The sequence below is a fragment of the Aminobacterium sp. UBA4987 genome, from assembly GCF_002396985.1.
GTDB classification, from domain to species: Bacteria; Synergistota; Synergistia; order Synergistales; family Aminobacteriaceae; genus Aminobacterium; species Aminobacterium colombiense.
In genome coordinates this window covers 1-18,563 of the sequence record NZ_DGZF01000007.1, presented here as the reverse complement: position 1 = coordinate 18,563, position 18,563 = coordinate 1, and the positions used below count along the sequence as shown (strand labels likewise).

The following is an 18,563-nucleotide window of genomic DNA, read 5'->3' as shown; positions in this document are numbered from 1 at the left end:
CGCTTATAACAATGGGGATCATAGGGAGAACCTTCCCAAGAAAGGACGGAGTGAGCAAAGTTACTGGACAGGCTCTTTTTGTCGATGATATTTTCCTTCCAGGCATGTGGGTTGGGGGTACCCTCCGTTCTTCAGAAGTACGTGGAATTATCAATGACATATCTTTTGATCCTTCCTTCAACTGGTCACAGGTGGTCATCGTAACGGCAGCCGATCTTCCTGGCCCCAACTTTGTCTCCATGGTCCGTGAAGACTTGCCCTCTGTTCTTTATAGTCGCGGGATTTTCACTATTTCTCAAGAGCTGGTCTTTACTTTTGATGAAACGGCTCTTCGTTATCTCCATGAAGCAGGAGAACTTCAGGCTAGGGGAGAGTATGCCCCTCCTCCAGATATAGATATGGTTTGGGATGAGAGCACCTATAGGGGTACCGCCTACAAGGATTATTCCTGGATAGCTTATGTGGTCGAAACTGAGGTGGACACTGACACCTACGAAATACAACCAAAAGTGTGTACAATCGTAGCGGAGGTGGGCAAAGCCATTCACCCCATATTAGCTCGAGGACAGATAGAGGGAGGGGCTCTTCAAGCTTTGGGATATGGATATCTCGAAGATTTTAAGATAGAAGACGGACGCTACCTATCTAGCCATCTGAACGCCTATCTTATTCCCACATCTATGGATGTTCCTGAGTTTGACGTCAAAATTGTTGAAGTCCCCAGTCTTTACGGCCCTTATGGGGCTAAAGGGCTTGGAGAACTGCCAATGGATGGGGGAGCACCTGCCCTCGCATCTGCTCTATGGAACGCAACTGGACTATTCCCAACCCAGATTCCTATAACAGGAGAGCTACTTTTTGACCTGGAACGAAACGCTTTCACAGAAGAACGTGAAAAGCGATGATAATAGAGGTCATTGTTAATCAGAAAAAGTACTTTTTGAAGCCCCCCCCTTTAAAGAGATTTCTTGACGTTATCAGGAAAGATCTAAGGCTTACGGGAGCTAAGGAGGGATGCGGTGAGGGAGAGTGCGGAACTTGCGCCATCATTTATGGATGATAAATTGGTCAACTCCTATATGCTTTATGCTATTCAGGCCCACGGTCATGTTTTCACTACGATCGAAGGCCTGGGGAGGGGCGACGGGCCAGATCTCTTGCAACAGGCCTTTATTGATGAGGGTGGCGTCCAATGCGGCTTTTGTACCCCAGGTATGATCTTAGCCTAGCCTCCCGAGCCTTGTTATTTGAAAATACCCATCCCAGCAGAAAAGAGATACGAGAAGGTCTATCCGGTAATCTCTGTAGATGTACGGGCTACGAAGCAATCTTCCGAGCAGTAGAAAAAGCCGCGAAGCTAGGCTATGGGGATAATCTAAAAAAAGAGCCTGACGACATGACAAATGTAAGCCTCCCCTTTCTTTCTGCGGAAGAAAAGGAGTGGGTTTTTATTCCCCAAAGTGTTGAAGAAGCTCTTGCCGTTCTTAAAGACTACCCTGATGTAACCATCATATCTGGAATGACTGATATTGGGCCGGATATTAAGAACAGGAAAACTTACCCTCAAAAAATTTTAGATATAAGCCACATTGATGAACTTCATCGCATTACATATAAGAAAGAACTTCAGAAGATCTTTATCGGTTCCGCATGCACTAATAGAACGCTTATGACCCATCCTTTTATCCGGCAGCATTTTCCTTCTCTTAGTCATGCCGCATCCCTTTGTGGCGCTATTGCTATACAAAACAGGGCGACAATAGGGGGCAACTTGATGACTGCATCAGGGGCAGCAGATCTGCCGGTTATTCTTATGGCCCTTGGCGGAAGCGTTGTTCTCTGCAATAAAGAAGGTTCTAGAACTGTTCCTCTGGAAATTCTTCTCTGGCTATCGACAAACGATTAGACACAAAGATGAGATGCTGGCATCAATAGAGATCCCAGCACCTGAGGCTAATTCTTTTCAAAAATTTTATAAACGAGGTTCGCGAGCAACATTGACCCTTTCACGAATTTCTTTAGGATGTTATCTGGCCGTTGAGAAACGAACGATCAAAACCGCAAGATTTGCTGCAGGAAGCATGTCTGCTTTTCCTGAACGGTTGTACGCTGTTGAAAAGTTCATTGAAGGCCAGATCTTATCTTTAAAGCAGGAGAAAAAGCCATGAAGAACATCAATCCACGCAAATCTTCAGCTTTCAGAAAAGAAATTGCACGAAAACTGCTGGAGCGTTTTCTTAACAACGTTAATATTCCATAAAAACTGTATTTACGAATACTTGACAGTCATTTGTAAATACTTTATTGTAACGGTGCTGATAGGCGCCATCAGTAATACAAGCTTAAAATTTTAGGAGGCAGTATTTTGACAACTCAGGGAACAGTCAAATGGTTTAATGCGTCAAAAGGGTATGGCTTCATCACCACCGACGAAGGCAAAGACATTTTTGTTCATTTCAGCGCAATTCAGACCGAAGGCTTCAAAACCCTCGAGGAAGGCCAAAGGGTTTCTTTTGAGATTGTAGAGGGGCCTAAAGGCGAGCAAGCGGCTAACGTAGAAAAAATCTAGTTTATTTATCCGACATTGTTCTATTTCGATGGGAATAAAGGCAGCACTTTAACCCGTGCTGCCTTTTTATTTTTGTTATAAAATTTTTAGCTATATCTTTACAATTCGTAAAAGAAACATGTACAATGCATAGCGGTTTAAAAAGGCAGACCTGAAAATTTCTTTGGGTCTGCCCTTCTAAGTTTGTACATTTTGATGTGCTATACTACGGCATGTCGTCTGCCAGTTGAAAGGGGTTGCTAAAGTATGAGATCCGAGCTTGTATCTCAGGAAAAGAATTTCGTTACTATAAAGGTAGAGTTAGAGGCCACAGAATTTCAAAAAAGCATAAATATGACTGTTCGTGAACTGACCCAGAAAATAAATGTTCCAGGCTTTCGAAAAGGGAAAGTCCCCCGTAATATTTTGGAGATGAGAGTTGGAAAAGAGGGTATCCTTGTAGAGGCCCTTGAATCTATTATGCCTGACACCATTGACCAGATCGTTAAAGATTATGAATTAGACCTCATCGACCAGCCAGAAATGGAAATAGAAAAGCTCGAAGAGGGAGAGGATGTTCTTCTCACTTTGACTTTTGAGGTTGCGCCTGAAGTTAAACTGCCCGAGCTTGAAACCATTGAGATAGAAAAATTAAAGGTTAACGTCACTGACGAAATGGTAGATGAAGCAATCAAGAACATGCAGAAACAAAATGCAGAACACGAAAAAGTAGACCGGGCCGTAGAAGATGACGATGTTGTGGAAATAGAATACGTTACAAACGTTCTTGACGAAGAAGGAAAGATTATTAAATCCCATGAACCGGCAACAGTCAATGTAGATCTCGGCCTCCAGGATTTGAGACCAGGAATTAAAGAGGCATTAAAAGGACATGTCGCCAACGAAAAGGTTGAAGCAACTGTTCAGGTAGAAGAGGACTATGCTGATCCAGAGGTTGCGGGAAGAGAGATTCGTTACGATATGTCTATCAAAGAAATAAAGGTAAAGAAATTACCGCCATTGGAAGCGGCTTTCTTTGAAAAGACCTTAGGGCATTCTGTAGATAGCGAAGAAGCTTTTCGTGAAGAAGTAAAGAATCGCCTGGTGGACCGCATGACCCAAGAAAGCGATACCATGGCTGAAAATGCAGCTGTTGCAAAAGTGGCAGATAAAACGGAAGTTGAGCTTCCAGAAACTTTGATTAATCGACAGATTGAGCATATTAAAAAAGAAGACACTGAAAATGCGCAAAAAAGATTTAACAAGACCATGGAAGAAATTTTAGCAGAATCTAAAATGGAACTGGAAGATTATGAAAGCAGAGTTAAAGACCAGGCAGAGAGGGCAGTTCGTCAATATCTCGTTCTTGATGCTCTTTCAGAATCCTTTGATATTTCCATTGAAAAAGAGGACTTTGAATCTGAAGTAGAACCCCTTGCAACAGCGTATAATATAAGCACCGATACTTTGTTGAGATCAGTATTTAAAGATCAGAACAGAGTTATGGAAATGGGGAGCCGGATCCGTTACAAAAAGACAACGAAAGAGCTTTTAAGCAAAGTTTCCATTAAAGAAGTGGAAAAATTTTCGTCCTTGGGAAATAACACTGAAGAGGACATCGCAGAACAGGCCGAATAGAACGATCTGTCTTTGAAGTATTAGTAAGATAGGTGGTGAAAATACATGCTTATACCTATGGTTATAGAACAGTCTGGAAGAGGGGAGCGGGCGTATGATATTTACAGCCGTCTTCTAAAAGATAGGATTATCTTTTTGGGACAAGAAATTGATGATCCCATAGCAAACACTGTCGTTGCCCAGCTTCTTTTTCTTGAAAGCGAAGACCCAGATAAAGATATACATCTTTATATCAACAGCCCTGGAGGAGTTATTTCTTCTGGACTTGCTATCTACGACACGATGCAATATATCAAAAGTCCTGTTTCCACGATCTGCATTGGACAGGCAGCAAGCATGGCTGCTGTACTTCTCGCAGGAGGTGCACCTGGTAAACGGATCGCTCTGCCTAACGCAAGAGTTATGATCCATCAGCCCCTTGGAGGCGCCCATGGACAAGCGACAGATATTGAAATTCATGCAAAAGAAATTCTCAAGATTAGAGAAAAGATCAATGATATACTTGTCAAACACACGGGGCAAACTCGAAAAAGAATTAAGGCTGATACGGACAGAGACTTTTACATGTCAGCTGCAGAAGCGCTTGAATACAGCATTATCGATAAGGTCATCGAATCTAGAGTTTAGATTTTCCCAGAGTTTCTGCCTGCGGATTTCGACAAGGGAGCCCGTGTATTGGTGCTCCCTTCTTTCTGTTTCACGCCCCCGGCTTTAAGGAGGTTTGTGTATGTTTAAATTTGAAGACAAAGGTAAAGGGGAAAATAAAGGCACCCTGCGTTGTTCTTTTTGCGGGAAGGAACAAAATGAGGTAAGAAAACTTATCGCTGGACCGGGTGTCTACATTTGCGATGAGTGCATCCACTTGTGCAATCTGATTCTAAATGATGAAGTTGGCGGCGACTCTGTCAAGGGAAGCGACGCTTTCAACGTGTCCTTAAAAGACACTCCTAAACCTGCTGAGGTTAAGAAGTTTCTCGACCAGTACGTTATTGGACAGGAAGATGCAAAAAAAATCCTTTCCGTAGCCGTATACAATCATTTTAAGCGAATTAGCACCATGAGCGAAGAGAATGATGACATTGAGCTGCAAAAGAGCAATGTCTTACTTATAGGGCCAACAGGTTCTGGCAAAACCCTTTTAGCACAAAGTCTTGCCAAAAAATTGAATGTTCCCTTTGCCATGGCCGACGCAACAACCCTTACTGAAGCCGGATACGTGGGTGAAGACGTTGAAAATATTCTTGTTCGCCTTTTGCAGGCTGCAGACTATGATATTCAAGCGGCGGAGCGAGGAATTATCTACATAGATGAACTTGATAAGATAACACGAAAGTCTGAGTCAGCTTCGATAACACGAGACGTTTCTGGAGAAGGGGTACAACAGGCATTGTTAAAGATTCTGGAAGGGACACTTTCCAATGTCCCTCCTAAGGGCGGACGAAAACACCCATACCAGGACTTCATACAGATGGATACGTCTAATATCCTTTTTATCTGCGGTGGAGCCTTTGCAGGAATTGAAGAGGTTATAGGGCGAAGAGTTAATAAGAAGATGATTGGTTTTGGCGGGGATATTCTCAGCGTGAAAGATCACCGAAACTATGAGCTAATGCGTCAGGTGCAGCCTGAAGACCTCATGGCTTTTGGATTTATCCCCGAACTCATAGGACGTCTTCCCGTTGTTGTTCCGCTGGAAGAATTAGATGATGACGCCCTGGCTCGTATTCTTGTGGAGCCAAAGAATGCTCTGATACGGCAATATCAAAAAACCTTTGAAATAGAGGGCGTGAAACTTTTCTTCGAACAGGACGCTGTCAAGGCCATAGCGAGAGAGGCGCGCAAGAAAAACACCGGCGCACGAGGCCTAAGATCCATCATGGAATATCTCATGCTCGATCTTATGTATGAAATACCTTCACGCTCCAATGAAGTGGAGAAGATTATCATTACAAAAGAAGTGGTCGAAAAAGGAGCTTCTCCCATAATAAAAATTAAGGGGCAAGAGGAGGTAGCATAAGTGACAATAACGGAATCGGTACAGGCAGAACGATGTTATATTCTGCCTGTACGTGATCTTGTTCTTTTTCCAGGGGTCATAGTACCTCTATATATAGGAAGACCCCGTTCATTAAAAACAATTGAAAAAGCAAGTATTGAAGATAAATCCCTTTTTGTTGTAGCTCAAAAAGATTTAACAACAGAAGAGCCTATATCTGAAGATATCTACACCATAGGAACACTATGCAAGGTGCTTCAAATGATTCGTATCCCCGATGGCACCATAAAAATTCTTGTCGAAGGAAAACAGCGGGGGCATATCAAGGAATTTTTGGAAGACGAAGAAACCTTTCAGGGTAATATTGCAATCGTGCAGTGGGATTCAGCTCTTCCAGAAAACATGGAAGCGCTGAAACGGAGTGTTCTTGAGCTTTTTGAAAAGTACGTGTCAATAAATGCAAAAATTCCAAAAGAGGTTATCGTTTCACTTGCAAACATTGAGCACCCCTGCGATATTGCAGATGTGGTTGCGTCTCATTTGAAAATAAAAACAGAAAAGAAACAAAAACTATTGAGTATCACTAATCCAGAAAAATATATTAAGCTTCTCATCAAAATTTTGATGGAAGAAATAGAGCTGATGGAGCTAGAGCAATCGATACAGGAGCAAGTACGTCAAAAAATGGAAAAGGGGCACCGTGAATATTACCTTAGGGAGCAACTGAAAATCATTCAAACGGAGCTGGGAGAAGAAGATTTTTCATCAGAAACAGAAAATCTTCTAAAAAAAATAGCAGAATCTGAGATGCCGGAAGAAGTCTGCAAAAAAGCCCGTATTGAAGTTGACAGGCTCTCAAAAATGCCTCCTATTTCTTCTGAAGCCAGTGTATTACGTACCTATTTGGATTGGCTTCTGGCATTACCTTGGAATACCTATACAGAAGAAAACTTGGATATTACAAAGGCACAAAAGATACTCGATGAAGATCATTATGGCCTTGTAAAGGTTAAAGAACGCATTCTTGAATTTTTGGCGGTTCGTCAATTGGCAGGAAAAGAGGCGAAAGGACAGGTTCTCTGTTTTGTAGGACCTCCTGGAGTAGGAAAAACTTCTCTCGCGCAATCCATAGCACGTGCCCTTGGACGCCGCTTTGTTAATTTTTCTCTTGGCGGAGTACGGGATGAAGCGGAAATACGCGGTCATCGCCGAACCTACGTGGGAGCTCAACCAGGGCGAATCATACAGAAAATGAGACAAGCTGGCACTAAAAATCCTATTATGCTAATGGATGAGATCGATAAGATCGGACAGGATTTTAGAGGCGATCCCGCATCAGCTCTTTTAGAGGTTCTTGATCCGGCGCAAAATAGCAATTTTACTGATCATTATATCGAATCGGCATTTGATCTGAGCAATGTAATTTTTATCACTACTGCCAATGTAACCCATACTATCCCGGCACCATTGCTGGACAGAATGGAAGTTATCCGTTTGCCGGGGTATGTTTCCGAAGAAAAAGTTCACATCGCGAAGAAGCATCTGCTGCCTAAGCTGTTCAAAGAACATGGATTGACAGACAAAATGATAAGTATTACTTCGAAAACAGTGGAGAAAACTATTAGGGATTACACGCGGGAAGCAGGTGTTCGTAATCTTCAAAGGAGCCTGGCCACTCTCTGTAGAAAGGTAACGCTTCAAATAGTAAGAGAGGGAAAAGACTCTTTTTTCAAAAAGATTACAATAGGGGTAAAAGACCTGAAGGATTATTTGGGAGCGCCACGTCTCTACGATGTGCAGCTTCCTCAAAACAAACAAAAAGGCACGGTTGTGGGTCTTGCATGGACTGAAAGCGGCGGAGACGTCCTTGTTATTGAAGCCGTTGCCATGTCCGGCAAGGGCGATATTATACTCACTGGCAATTTGGGGAATATTATGCAGGAATCAGCTCAGACGGCTCTTGGCTTTCTGCGAGCCCGTAGCGCCGAACTAGGTCTGGACCACATAAACTGGAAAAACCAGGATATACATATTCATGTTCCAGAGGGAGCAATTCCAAAAGATGGACCATCTGCAGGCATAACCATGGCCGTAGTCATGCTTTCAGCTTTGAGCAGCAGACAGGTGCTTCCAGGGATAGCAATGACGGGTGAAATCTCTCTTCAGGGAAAAGTTCTGCCGGTAGGGGGCATTCGAGAAAAGATTCTGGCTGCAAAACGTCAAAAAATTAGCAACATTATTATTCCTGGCGCCAACCGCATAGATGTAGAGGAAATGGAGCAGTGGGTCACTAAGGGGCTCTCCTTCTATTTTGTTGACAATGTGTCAGAAGTTTTTGACATAGCTCTGGAGCGGAGGTAGAAATGGCTCAGCGCTGGAAAGCCCAGCTCGCAACGACTGCATTTAAAGAAGACCAGTTTCCACCCCAGACTCTTCCTGAGGTGGCTTTTGTGGGGCGTTCAAATGTAGGCAAATCAATGTTGCTTAATGCCCTGATGGAACGGAAATTAGCTCATGTTGGTTCTACGCCAGGAAAAACCAGAAGTGTCAACTTCTACAAAATAGAAGCGGAAGTTGACTTTTTTCTAGTGGATCTTCCAGGCTATGGATACGCAGCCCGAGGCTTCAAAGAAAAAGAAAAATGGGCAAAGCTAATCGAACAATACATTACACAAAGAGAAACATTGCAGCTCCTTGTTCATTTGGTAGATTTTCGCCACGGTTTGCTGAAAAACGATCAAGAGCTGCAAGAATGGATTTCTCAAATAGGCATTCCATCCCTTGTTGTATTTACAAAAGCCGACAAGATTTCGAAGGGGCGACACAAGGGGATGCTGCATTCTTATATCAGGAAGGGACTCAAATCCATAGAAGTTCCCTTTATAGTTTCAGCTCAGGACAAGTCAGGAGTAGGTGAATTCCGTCAATTTCTGACAAAATATCTTAATTGAGGGTAAATACTTAATTTTAATTTTCAGGTAAGTTTACCGATATAGAAATAATGGAGGGGAGACTTTCAATGGCAATCCGTACAAAAGAAATAGCAAAGACTTACGATCCAACGCCCATTGAGGATAAATGGTATTCATGGTGGTTAGAGTCAGGGCTCTTCCATGCTGAAGTTGACACGACGAAAGAAGCCTTTTCAATAGTCATACCGCCTCCGAACGTTACCGGCTCCCTTCATATGGGGCATGCTTTCAACAATACTTTTCAGGACATCGTTTGTCGATATAAACGGATGAACGGTTTTAATGTTCTGTGGCTGCCTGGTACAGACCACGCTGGTATTGCCACACAGAATGTGGTAGAGCGGGAACTTGCAAAAAATGGCATATCGAGACACGATCTAGGAAGGGAAGAATTTGTCAACAAGGTTTGGGAATGGAAAGAAGAATACGGAAGCAGAATCATAGAACAGATGAAGAAGCTAGGGAACTCATGTGATTGGGAAAGAGAAAGGTTTACTCTAGACGAAGGTCTCTCCCAGGCCGTACGAACTGTTTTTGTCAGACTTTATAAAAAAGGCCTTATTTACAAGGGGCGCTACATCATTAACTGGTGCCCACGCTGCCATACGGCTCTTTCCGACATTGAGGTTGAGCATGAAGATCTGAAAGGCTGCCTTTATTATGTGAAATATCCCTTTGTAGAAGGAGAAGGGCATCTTCTTGTAGCAACAACCCGCCCTGAAACTATTTTAGGGGACGTTGCTATTGCAGTTCATCCTCGGGCCGAAAAGTACCGCCACATGATAGGAAAGAAAGTTTGTGTACCTCTTACAGATCGAGAAGTACCCATTATTGAAGATATCATGGTCGATCCCGAATTTGGAACAGGCTGCGTGAAAATAACGCCTGCCCATGACCCTAACGACTTCTTAGTGGGTCAACGGCACAACCTCGAGCAAATTCAGGTTATCGATGCCGACGGATTCATGAATGAAAATGCCCCCGCATATAAAGGGCTTCCTATTTTAGAAGCACGGGAACGAGCTGTGGAAGATCTTAAAGCCCAGGGCCTCATAGAAAAGATAGAGGAGATCGACCATTCTGTCGGCCACTGTTACCGTTGCCACACCGTGGTAGAGCCATATCTTTCTGAACAGTGGTTCGTTAAAGCCAAGCCATTAGCAGACGCGGGGATTGAAGCCGTGGAAAAGGGAGATATCACATGGATTCCTGAACAATGGCAAAAAATCTACTACCAATGGATGGAAAACATTCGTGACTGGTGCATATCGCGCCAGCTATGGTGGGGCCATCGTATCCCGGCATGGACATGCGCGGAATGCGGTCACATAACTGTTTCTGAAGAAGATCCTACCCATTGTGAAAAATGTGGAAGCGCCCGCATCCAACAGGATGAGGACGTTCTTGATACGTGGTTCAGCAGCGCTCTGTGGCCTTTTTCCACTCTGGGGTGGCCAGAGAAAACCGAAGAACTCAATTATTTCTATCCTACATCCTTACTGGTAACAGCCTTTGATATCATCTTCTTCTGGGTAGCCCGCATGATTATGATGGGTCTTGAGTTTATGGAAAACGAGCCTTTCAAAGAGGTCTACATACACGCCCTTATCCGTGATGAAGATGGCCAGAAGATGAGTAAATCAAAGGGGAACGTCATAGACCCCCTCACAATGATCGATAAATACGGAGCAGATGCTCTTCGTCTGACCCTTGCGGCGTTGACTGTTCAGGGGCGGGATATTCTATTAAGCACAAACAAAATTGAAACCTACCGTCTCTTTATGAACAAGCTTTGGAATGCCAGCAGGTTTGCCTTAATGAATCTAGAAGAAAACTGCTCTGAAAAACCGCTTCCGGATAAAGGCGAGCTTAGACTTCATGACCAGTGGATCCTTACACGCACACAGCAAGTGATAGAGCAGATTACAAGGCTTCTCGACGGTTATTTTATTGGGGAAGCAGCCCGAATGCTATACGACTTCATTTGGGGCGATCTGTGCGACTGGTACCTCGAAATGTCTAAACCTGCGTTGAAGGGAGATGAAGGTGAGTTACGGGTTAAAAATACCCAGGCAATAGTAGAATATGTCTTTAAAACAGTGCTGAAGCTCATCCATCCCTTTATACCTTTTGCTACAGAGGAACTGTGGCACACATTTGGATTCAGCGATGACTCAATTGAACGTTCAGAGTGGCCAAAAGCATCTTCAGCTCTAATTTTTAACAATGCTTTGTCTGGAATGGGAACCCTTCAGGAAATAATTCGTATAATCAGAAACTTACGAGCAGAGGCAAGGGTAGCACCTCAGCAAAAAGTCGAGCGCGTTATTCTTCAGACAGATGATGATGCTTTAAAGGCACTCGTATCTGCAAATATGAATATGATCTCACTCCTTGCGAGGGTAGAGAGAGTTGATATTATTTCAGATAGCGACAAAAAACCTCATGGATGCCTCGCCTCAGTTATGACCAATGGGGAAATCAGTCTGGAAGTGGGAAGCCTGCTTGACATCAAAGCAGAGATTGAGCGCCTGGAACAGGAACTCAAGAGTGTTGAAAAGGATATAGATAAAATGGAGAAGAAACTGGCCAATAAAAACTTCACTTCCAAAGCTCCTCAAGAGGTTGTGGATAAAGAACGAGGCCGCCTTGAGGAAAACAGAAACCACCACCAGCGAATCGCGGACAATATAAGCAGTCTGAAAAGGTCGTAGAATATGAGCATTAGAACTCTTTACGAAAAAGTAGAAAATGAATTAATAAGCGCTTCAAGCCCTGGAATACATCCAGGCTTGGAGCGTATTTCCAAGTTGCTAGAACTGTTAGGCCATCCGGAAAGGGCCTTCCCGGCAATACATGTTGTCGGAACAAATGGAAAAGGATCTACCTCAGCCTATGTAGAATCAATTTTGCGATCATCTGGAATGCATGTCGCGCTTTATACAAGCCCACACCTTGTACATATGGGGGAGCGGCTCCTTCTTGACGGAAAAATGGTTTCCCCTGAAACATGGAAAAAGGCCGCGCGAAAGGTTATAAATACCATAGGTCAAGACAAGAGGCTCTCAGAGGATCCCCCTACATTTTTTGAAGTTTTTACTGCCGCTGCCTTTGTCATCATAGCGGATTCCCAAGTGGATGTCGCTGTTATAGAAGCGGGGATGGGGGGAAGGCTTGACGCCACAAACACTCTAACAAAGGTTCTAATCACCATTATCACTTCCATATCAAAAGACCATATGGACTTTTTAGGTGACACTCTAGAAGCCATTGCTATGGAAAAGTTTGCCGTCATTCGTCCAGGCGTACCGGCAGTTTTCGCGGGGGGCGCTCCTTCATTATGTACCTTGTTCGCGAAAGAATGTCAGAAAAAGGGAGCACCAGGGGTAGTATTGCCTCATGCATATTCATTTACAACTAAAGAACTTTCCATTAAAGGAGCTACATTCACCCTTCATGGCAAAGACGGCATCGTGGAATATACTGACTTGCACACCCCATTGCTCGGTGTCCACCAGGTATCTAACAGCAGTCTCGCTGTAGCCTCTATGGATATTTTAAAAAGGGAGCTAAGCCAGATAACAGAGCAAACCATACGTCAGGGTTTAACACAGACCCACTGGCGGGGACGAATGGAGCTTCTTCCAACCCATCCTCCTATCATGCTGGATGGAGCTCATAATGACGATGGTATTGCCCGCCTTGTAGAGAGCCTGAATGCTCTGGAAATAAACGGGAGTAAAGTAAGATTGACTATAGTCTATGGATCCATGAAAGATAAAGAACATAATGTGGCGTTGCACCGATTAAGTCAGTTGCAGCCACAACTTATTTGCACTGAAGTCCCTGGCATGGAGCGCTCGGCTAAAGCTTCCGCATTACAAGAGGAAGCTGCTCTATATAAATGGACTAATGAACCAGAGGGCATTCCAGATCCAGTGGAAGCACTTCAAAAGGCGCAGAAAAACAGTGACATTATAGTCTGCTGCGGAAGCCTTTATCTTATTGGATATGTACAGACCCATATGGCAGAAGGAGCTCGTTTTTTATAATGACCGCACGAAACTTCTCTCTTGATGAGAAAGAGGGGCACTATATTCTTGAATATCTCTGCCCAGAGGAAAGGGCCTTTTTTAAAGCCAGGTTATTTATGAAAGGCAGCCTTATAGGAAAGGCCATGGGGGATCCGGCTCTTAGCAGGAAAGCAGTGGCTTCTCTTTCAAAAGAAGAAACTTCACAAAAAAAGCTTTTAGCCCCTAAACAAATTCACGGGACCCGTATTCTCACAGAAAAAGAAGAATATTGCCTGCCTGAACGACCGTTTGCAGATGGAATTTTTTTAAAAAGCACCCTCTATGAAGGGAGTCTTCGTTTTGCAGATTGTGTGCCGGTCATATTGGCATCTCCAGTTCCCCATCCATGGCTGATGCTGCTTCATTCAGGGTTTAAGGGAACTGTACAAAATATTGTAAGAAACAGCCTGGTAAACCTTGACCAAAAAATGAATTTGGACTTCAATCGTATCTATGCATGGATCGGTCCTGGCATCAGTAAAACATTTTATTTTAGAAAAGATGATGAATGGTCACTGCTCGGGCAGAAAGAACTTTCCTCCGCCCATTGGCAAAAGGAAGGGGAGCGTGTATATTTTGATCTGCCTGGCGCCCTTGAAAGCCAATTGCTGGAAAATGAACTATTAGAAGGACATATTACCACTATCCCTCTTTGTTCATATAAAGATCAGCAATATTGTTATTCCTATCGGAGAAAGGACATCAAAGAGAGGATGTTCCTATTAGCTTCTCTGATAATAGATAAATAACAGATACCACTTTCTCTATTTTTTACGTGACAATAAAGAAAGAGGCTTATAACGCAACATTGAAAAAGTTACAAGGAGTGATCCTAAATGGACCTACAACGAGTAGGGGTAATAGGAGTGGGACACCTAGGACAGCACCACGCTAGATTATATACTGAACTTCTCGGCACACAGCTTGTGGGAGTAGTTGATGAGAACGAAGCACGCGCAGCTGCTATCGGAGATAATCTTGGGGTTCCTTATTACACAAATTTCGAAGAATTTATCAAGAAAGCACGGCCAGATGCAGTAAGTGTTGTAGTTCCAACAAGTCTTCATTATGAGATAGCAAAGAAAGCTCTGGAAAACGGAATTCATGTTCTTATAGAAAAACCAGTGACAACAACAGTGAGAGAAGCGGAAGACCTGCTTAACGTGGCTGCAAAAAGAGATCTCGTTCTCCAAGTAGGTCATGTGGAACGTTTTAACAGCGCTGTACAATATACATCTAAGATAGTTCATGAACCCCTCTTTCTCCAGTCGCGCCGACTTGGCCCCTTTTCTTCCCGAATCAGCGACGTGGGGGTTGTCCTTGATTTAATGATCCATGATATTGATATTATTCTTTCACTAGTGCATTCGGAGATCGACTCCATCTCTGCAACAGGAAGATGTATACGAACAAACCATGAAGATGTTGCTTCTGCGCAGATATCTTTCAAAAATGGAGCAATGGCCCATATTTTAGTAAGCCGCGTTTCAGAGCGCCGTCTTAGACAGCTTGAAATAATGGAACCAGAGCGATACCTAACCATAAACTATGAAACGCAGGATGTTTCAATCAACAGATGCGTACGTCATGAGAATGGCACACTTGTGGAAGTCATAGAACATCCAGTATTCCCCAAGAGCGAGCCTCTTAAGCTGGAACTTCAGCATTTTGTTACATGTGTACGAGAAGGGAAGCAGCCCCTAGTAGGGATAATGGACGGCAAACGTGCCCTCGAAGTCGCCATTTCAGTTCTCAAACAAATTCATCTAAGCGAAGGGAAAGAAGAATCGATCATCTCGCAATAAAGATGCCCCCCCTAAGGCCGGTGAAATGTTTTTCTCCGGCCTTATTTTTATGTATTTAATAGAAATATATTTTTATCATTTTTATTTCAATGTTATCCTATTCACAATGCATTATTGTTGTGTTTTTGTGGTTTTATATAATATATGCTTCGCTCAATTTTGATAAAATATTAATTAGTGAGGGATTCTTATGCCAACTGAAAATATAAATGCACTTATAGCTCTTGCTATGTTTGTTGGGGCTCTTTTTGTTGCTAGACTCGTTGTTAAAATAGGTAAAGGAGAACTTCCTGGCGGTGCTATATGGGTTGTTTATCTTCGAATGCTTCTTGGATTTTTATTGGCAGGAGCAATTATATTAGGTTTTTATTCTTTTGCAGGGATGAAATAAAAATTGGAAAGAATGAGACTTTTTATTTGGGAGGCGAAGTACCATGACTGAAGAAAAGAAAAATATCCCTGAACTTTTTGAACTTAGAAAAAAGTATGAGGGGAAAGTTGAAAAAGTGTTAGAAAAACGGCCTGAACGCCGAAAAGAATTCCGCACAGGTGGAAATCTTCCTTTAAACCGCGTTTATGACCCAACTGACCTAGAAGAATTTGATTATGCAAGAGACTTAAACTATCCAGGGCAGTACCCCTTTACTCGAGGCGTGCAACCTACGCTTTATAGGGGCCGTCTGTGGACAATGCGTCAGTACGCAGGATTTGCAACAGCAGAAGAGTCCAATGAACGGTATAGATATCTTCTCTCCCAGGGAACTACAGGTCTATCTGTAGCTTTCGACCTTCCTACCCAAATTGGATATGACTCTGACCACCCTATGGCACAGGGGGAATGCGGGAAAGTGGGAGTAGCCATTGATAGCCTTGCCGATATGGAAATCCTTTTCGACAAAATTCCTCTTGATAGGGTTTCTACTTCCATGACAATCAATGCTCCCGCAAGTGTGTTACTCGCCATGTACATATGTGTTGGAGAAAAACAGGGCGTTTCCATGAGTGATCTTTCTGGTACTATTCAAAACGATATTTTAAAAGAATATATAGCCCGAGGCACCTATATTTTCCCCCCAAAACCCTCTATGCGTTTGATAACTGATATATTTGAATTTTGCAGCCATAATGTCCCTAAATGGAATACTATTTCTATTTCCGGTTATCACATTCGGGAGGCCGGCAGCACGGCGGCACAAGAAGTCGCCTTCACATTAGCCGACGGTATCGCTTATGTAGAAGCAGCAAGCAAAAAGGGGCTGGATCCAAACGTGTTCGGCAAGCGCCTTTCCTTCTTCTTCAATGCTCATAACGATTTTTTGGAAGAAGTAGCGAAATTCAGGGCAGCCCGAAGAATGTGGGCCCAGATAATGAAAGAACGCTTTGGAGTAACCGATCCTAAAGCTCAGATGCTTCGTTTCCACACCCAGACCGCAGGTTGCACTCTCACTGCTCAGCAACCGGAGAATAATATAGTCAGGGTCACCATTCAGGCCCTCGCTGCAGTTCTGGGCGGAACCCAGTCCCTCCACACCAACAGTATGGATGAGGCTTTGGCTCTTCCTTCCGAAAAGAGCGTTGGCATAGCTCTTAAGACCCAGCAGATCATTGGCTATGAATCAGGTGTTGCGAACACAGTGGATCCTCTTGCGGGAAGCTACGTTGTTGAAAGTCTGACGAACGAAATTCAGAAAAGAGCAGAAGAGTATATCGGACAAATAGATGAAATGGGCGGCATGCTAGCTGCTATAGAAAAGGGTTATGTCCAGAAACATATTCAGGATTCAGCCTACACGTACCAGAGAGCTATTGAAAGCCAAGACTCCATTGTCGTCGGAGTGAACAAATTCCAGTTAGAAGATGAGAAGATAGATATGAAGCTTCTCAAGGTCGATGAATCAGTGGGAGAACGCCAAATCGAGAAACTTAGAAAGATGAAAGAAAGCAGAGACAACATAAAGGTGCAAAGCACCCTTGATGAAATACGAAAAGCAGCTCGGGATGAATCCATTAATACGATGCCTCTTATTATCGATGCTGTACGCAATTATGCGACTGAAGGCGAAATTTGTGGCGTATTGAGAGAAGAATTTGGAGAATACACAGAAAATATTATTTTGTAAGTGGAGGAATGAGCTATGGCTGTAAAAAAAATACGAGTTGTAATTGCAAAACCAGGCCTCGATGGTCATGACAGGGGAGCAAAAGTTGTAGCCAGGGCCCTCCGAGACGCAGGCATGGAAGTTATTTATACTGGGCTTCGCCAAACTCCTGAACAGATTGTAGATACAGCGATACAGGAAGATGCCGACGCTATAGGAATAAGCATTCTATCGGGTGCTCACAGCTTCTATTTTTCTAAAATCATTAACCTTCTTAAAGAGCATAATGCGAGCGATATTATTGTCTTTGGCGGAGGAGTCATTCCTGAAAGTGATATTCCTGCTCTTATTGAAATGGGAGCCGGAGCCATCTTTGGCCCTGGGACACCAACCTCAGTGTGTGCAGAGTGGCTTGAAAAGGCTGTTGCTGAAAAAAAACAGAAAGAGACTGTTTAGCTGTGACACTTCTTGCTGAAAAGGCTTTACATGGTGACATCAGAGCTTTAGCGCGCATTATTTCTCTTGTAGAAAATGAGGCGCCCGAATCAGAAAAAATTATGAAATATCTCTATCCTCATACCGGTAAGGCCCTGGTCATAGGGATAACAGGAAGCCCGGGCGCCGGGAAAAGCACATTGGTCGATAAACTAATCCTTGAGTTCAGGAAGAAGAAAAAAACAGTTGGAATTATAGCCGTAGATCCCTCTAGTCCTTTTAGCGGAGGAGCAATTCTTGCAGACAGAATTCGTATGCAACGTCACGCTAACGATCCGGACGTATATATTAGAAGCATGGGGACGCGAGGTTCACTAGGCGGAGTCAGCAGGAGCACCAGAGAAGCCGTTAAAATATTAGACGCTTGCGGCAAAGACGTTGTCATTATTGAAACAGTAGGGGTAGGCCAGTCTGAAATAGATATAGTGAAACTGGCAGACACTGTCTGTCTTGTGCTTGTGCCCGGCATGGGTGATGACATTCAGATAATGAAAGCGGGCATTATGGAAATAGCAGACATCTTTGTAGTGAACAAGGCAGACAGACCAGGAGCAGAGAAAATAGAAACGGAAGTAAAGCTTATGCTTGACTTGATCGGAAAAACAGACTGGTTTCCACCTATTCATATGACCATAGCGGAAAAAGGAGATGGGGTAGCTGAGTTAGTAGAAGGCATCGAGAAACATGGGGCTTTTCTAAAGCAAAGCATTCACGGCATAAAGAAACAAAAACGTAAACTTACAGAGGAAATAAAAGACATACTCAGCCGTGACATCGCTAAAAATGTGGAAAAAGCCTGGGAACGTCAAGGGACTGACGACAAAATCGAAGCCATCTTAGGTAAAGAACTAGACCCCTATACCGTTGCGCAGAATATATTGAACAACATAGTCACAAATGAAGGATAAACTGAGAGGGGGCAGTTGAGACATGACGA

General features: G+C 43.4%; 19 protein-coding genes. All 19 read left to right on the top strand.

Annotated elements, in window-relative coordinates:
• Positions 1–11: 11 nt before the first annotated feature.
• The 19 genes from B2U56_RS03370 (at position 12) to meaB (ending at position 18,534) form a co-directional block, all read left to right on the top strand.
• Positions 12–905, top strand: a complete 894-nt coding sequence (locus B2U56_RS03370; RefSeq protein ID WP_286952322.1) for a molybdopterin cofactor-binding domain-containing protein — start codon at positions 12–14, stop codon at positions 903–905.
• Positions 902–1,060, top strand: a complete 159-nt coding sequence (locus tag B2U56_RS03365) for a 2Fe-2S iron-sulfur cluster-binding protein (protein WP_286952320.1) — start codon at positions 902–904, stop codon at positions 1,058–1,060. Before B2U56_RS03370 ends, B2U56_RS03365 begins: the two co-directional genes overlap by 4 nt.
• Complete coding sequence (locus tag B2U56_RS03360) at positions 1,020–1,229, top strand: (2Fe-2S)-binding protein (RefSeq protein ID WP_286952319.1); 210 nt, start codon at positions 1,020–1,022, stop codon at positions 1,227–1,229. Before B2U56_RS03365 ends, B2U56_RS03360 begins: the two co-directional genes overlap by 41 nt.
• A complete protein-coding gene (locus B2U56_RS03355) occupies positions 1,193–1,906 on the top strand; it encodes an FAD binding domain-containing protein (RefSeq protein ID WP_286952316.1) in 714 nt (237 codons plus the stop codon). Before B2U56_RS03360 ends, B2U56_RS03355 begins: the two co-directional genes overlap by 37 nt.
• Positions 1,907–1,919: 13 nt before the next feature.
• The gene (locus B2U56_RS03350; protein ID WP_286952314.1) at positions 1,920–2,168 is read left to right on the top strand and encodes a hypothetical protein; all 249 of its coding nucleotides are present in this window, start codon (positions 1,920–1,922) and stop codon (positions 2,166–2,168) included.
• Positions 2,169–2,365: 197 nt separating this feature from the next.
• On the top strand, positions 2,366–2,569 hold the full coding sequence (locus tag B2U56_RS03345; RefSeq protein ID WP_013048294.1) for a cold-shock protein: 204 nt from the start codon (positions 2,366–2,368) through the stop codon (positions 2,567–2,569).
• A gap of 246 nt (positions 2,570–2,815) precedes the next feature.
• Complete coding sequence (gene tig / locus B2U56_RS03340) at positions 2,816–4,186, top strand: trigger factor (protein WP_286952312.1); 1,371 nt, start codon at positions 2,816–2,818, stop codon at positions 4,184–4,186.
• 45 nt (positions 4,187–4,231) lie between these two features.
• Positions 4,232–4,813 (top strand): ATP-dependent Clp endopeptidase proteolytic subunit ClpP, encoded by a 582-nt coding sequence (clpP, locus tag B2U56_RS03335; protein WP_013048292.1) that lies wholly within the window; start codon positions 4,232–4,234, stop codon positions 4,811–4,813.
• A gap of 100 nt (positions 4,814–4,913) precedes the next feature.
• Positions 4,914–6,203 carry an ATP-dependent Clp protease ATP-binding subunit ClpX gene (clpX, locus tag B2U56_RS03330; RefSeq protein WP_286952309.1) on the top strand — a complete coding sequence of 430 codons (1,290 nt, stop codon included), beginning with the start codon at positions 4,914–4,916 and terminating at the stop codon, positions 6,201–6,203.
• A complete protein-coding gene (gene lon / locus B2U56_RS03325) occupies positions 6,204–8,543 on the top strand; it encodes an endopeptidase La (protein WP_286952307.1) in 2,340 nt (779 codons plus the stop codon).
• A gap of 2 nt (positions 8,544–8,545) precedes the next feature.
• Complete coding sequence (gene yihA, locus B2U56_RS03320) at positions 8,546–9,133, top strand: ribosome biogenesis GTP-binding protein YihA/YsxC (RefSeq protein WP_286952305.1); 588 nt, start codon at positions 8,546–8,548, stop codon at positions 9,131–9,133.
• Between the two features lie 68 nt (positions 9,134–9,201).
• Positions 9,202–11,868: a valine--tRNA ligase gene (locus tag B2U56_RS03315; RefSeq protein WP_286952303.1), complete on the top strand. Its 2,667-nt coding sequence runs from the start codon at positions 9,202–9,204 to the stop codon at positions 11,866–11,868.
• Between the two features lie 3 nt (positions 11,869–11,871).
• Positions 11,872–13,206 (top strand): bifunctional folylpolyglutamate synthase/dihydrofolate synthase, encoded by a 1,335-nt coding sequence (locus tag B2U56_RS03310; RefSeq protein WP_286952301.1) that lies wholly within the window; start codon positions 11,872–11,874, stop codon positions 13,204–13,206.
• Positions 13,206–13,976, top strand: a complete 771-nt coding sequence (locus tag B2U56_RS03305; RefSeq protein ID WP_286952299.1) for a polyphenol oxidase family protein — start codon at positions 13,206–13,208, stop codon at positions 13,974–13,976. Before B2U56_RS03310 ends, B2U56_RS03305 begins: the two co-directional genes overlap by 1 nt.
• An 87-nt stretch (positions 13,977–14,063) precedes the next feature.
• A complete protein-coding gene (locus tag B2U56_RS03300) occupies positions 14,064–15,032 on the top strand; it encodes a Gfo/Idh/MocA family protein (RefSeq protein WP_013048285.1) in 969 nt (322 codons plus the stop codon).
• 190 nt (positions 15,033–15,222) lie between these two features.
• Positions 15,223–15,423 (top strand): flagellar biosynthesis protein FliR, encoded by a 201-nt coding sequence (locus tag B2U56_RS03295; RefSeq protein ID WP_213700977.1) that lies wholly within the window; start codon positions 15,223–15,225, stop codon positions 15,421–15,423.
• A 43-nt stretch (positions 15,424–15,466) separates the two neighbouring features.
• On the top strand, positions 15,467–17,152 hold the full coding sequence (locus B2U56_RS03290; protein ID WP_286952295.1) for an acyl-CoA mutase large subunit family protein: 1,686 nt from the start codon (positions 15,467–15,469) through the stop codon (positions 17,150–17,152).
• Between the two features lie 15 nt (positions 17,153–17,167).
• Positions 17,168–17,587 (top strand): cobalamin B12-binding domain-containing protein, encoded by a 420-nt coding sequence (locus B2U56_RS03285; RefSeq protein WP_273015493.1) that lies wholly within the window; start codon positions 17,168–17,170, stop codon positions 17,585–17,587.
• 2 nt (positions 17,588–17,589) lie between these two features.
• Positions 17,590–18,534 (top strand): methylmalonyl Co-A mutase-associated GTPase MeaB, encoded by a 945-nt coding sequence (gene meaB, locus B2U56_RS03280; RefSeq protein ID WP_273015494.1) that lies wholly within the window; start codon positions 17,590–17,592, stop codon positions 18,532–18,534.
• The last annotated feature ends 29 nt before the right edge of the window (positions 18,535–18,563 follow it).

Coding starts and splice junctions, on each gene's coding strand:
- tig (WP_286952312.1), top strand. CDS start 2,816: ATGAGATCCGAGCTTGTATCTCAGGAAAAGAATTTCGTTACTATAAAG.
- B2U56_RS03290 (WP_286952295.1), top strand. CDS start 15,467: ATGACTGAAGAAAAGAAAAATATCCCTGAACTTTTTGAACTTAGAAAA.
- B2U56_RS03300 (WP_013048285.1), top strand. CDS start 14,064: ATGGACCTACAACGAGTAGGGGTAATAGGAGTGGGACACCTAGGACAG.
- yihA (WP_286952305.1), top strand. CDS start 8,546: ATGGCTCAGCGCTGGAAAGCCCAGCTCGCAACGACTGCATTTAAAGAA.
- clpP (WP_013048292.1), top strand. CDS start 4,232: ATGCTTATACCTATGGTTATAGAACAGTCTGGAAGAGGGGAGCGGGCG.
- B2U56_RS03315 (WP_286952303.1), top strand. CDS start 9,202: ATGGCAATCCGTACAAAAGAAATAGCAAAGACTTACGATCCAACGCCC.
- B2U56_RS03350 (WP_286952314.1), top strand. CDS start 1,920: ATGCTGGCATCAATAGAGATCCCAGCACCTGAGGCTAATTCTTTTCAA.
- clpX (WP_286952309.1), top strand. CDS start 4,914: ATGTTTAAATTTGAAGACAAAGGTAAAGGGGAAAATAAAGGCACCCTG.
- B2U56_RS03355 (WP_286952316.1), top strand. CDS start 1,193: ATGCGGCTTTTGTACCCCAGGTATGATCTTAGCCTAGCCTCCCGAGCC.
- B2U56_RS03310 (WP_286952301.1), top strand. CDS start 11,872: ATGAGCATTAGAACTCTTTACGAAAAAGTAGAAAATGAATTAATAAGC.
- B2U56_RS03285 (WP_273015493.1), top strand. CDS start 17,168: ATGGCTGTAAAAAAAATACGAGTTGTAATTGCAAAACCAGGCCTCGAT.
- B2U56_RS03370 (WP_286952322.1), top strand. CDS start 12: ATGGGGATCATAGGGAGAACCTTCCCAAGAAAGGACGGAGTGAGCAAA.
- B2U56_RS03295 (WP_213700977.1), top strand. CDS start 15,223: ATGCCAACTGAAAATATAAATGCACTTATAGCTCTTGCTATGTTTGTT.
- B2U56_RS03305 (WP_286952299.1), top strand. CDS start 13,206: ATGACCGCACGAAACTTCTCTCTTGATGAGAAAGAGGGGCACTATATT.
- B2U56_RS03365 (WP_286952320.1), top strand. CDS start 902: ATGATAATAGAGGTCATTGTTAATCAGAAAAAGTACTTTTTGAAGCCC.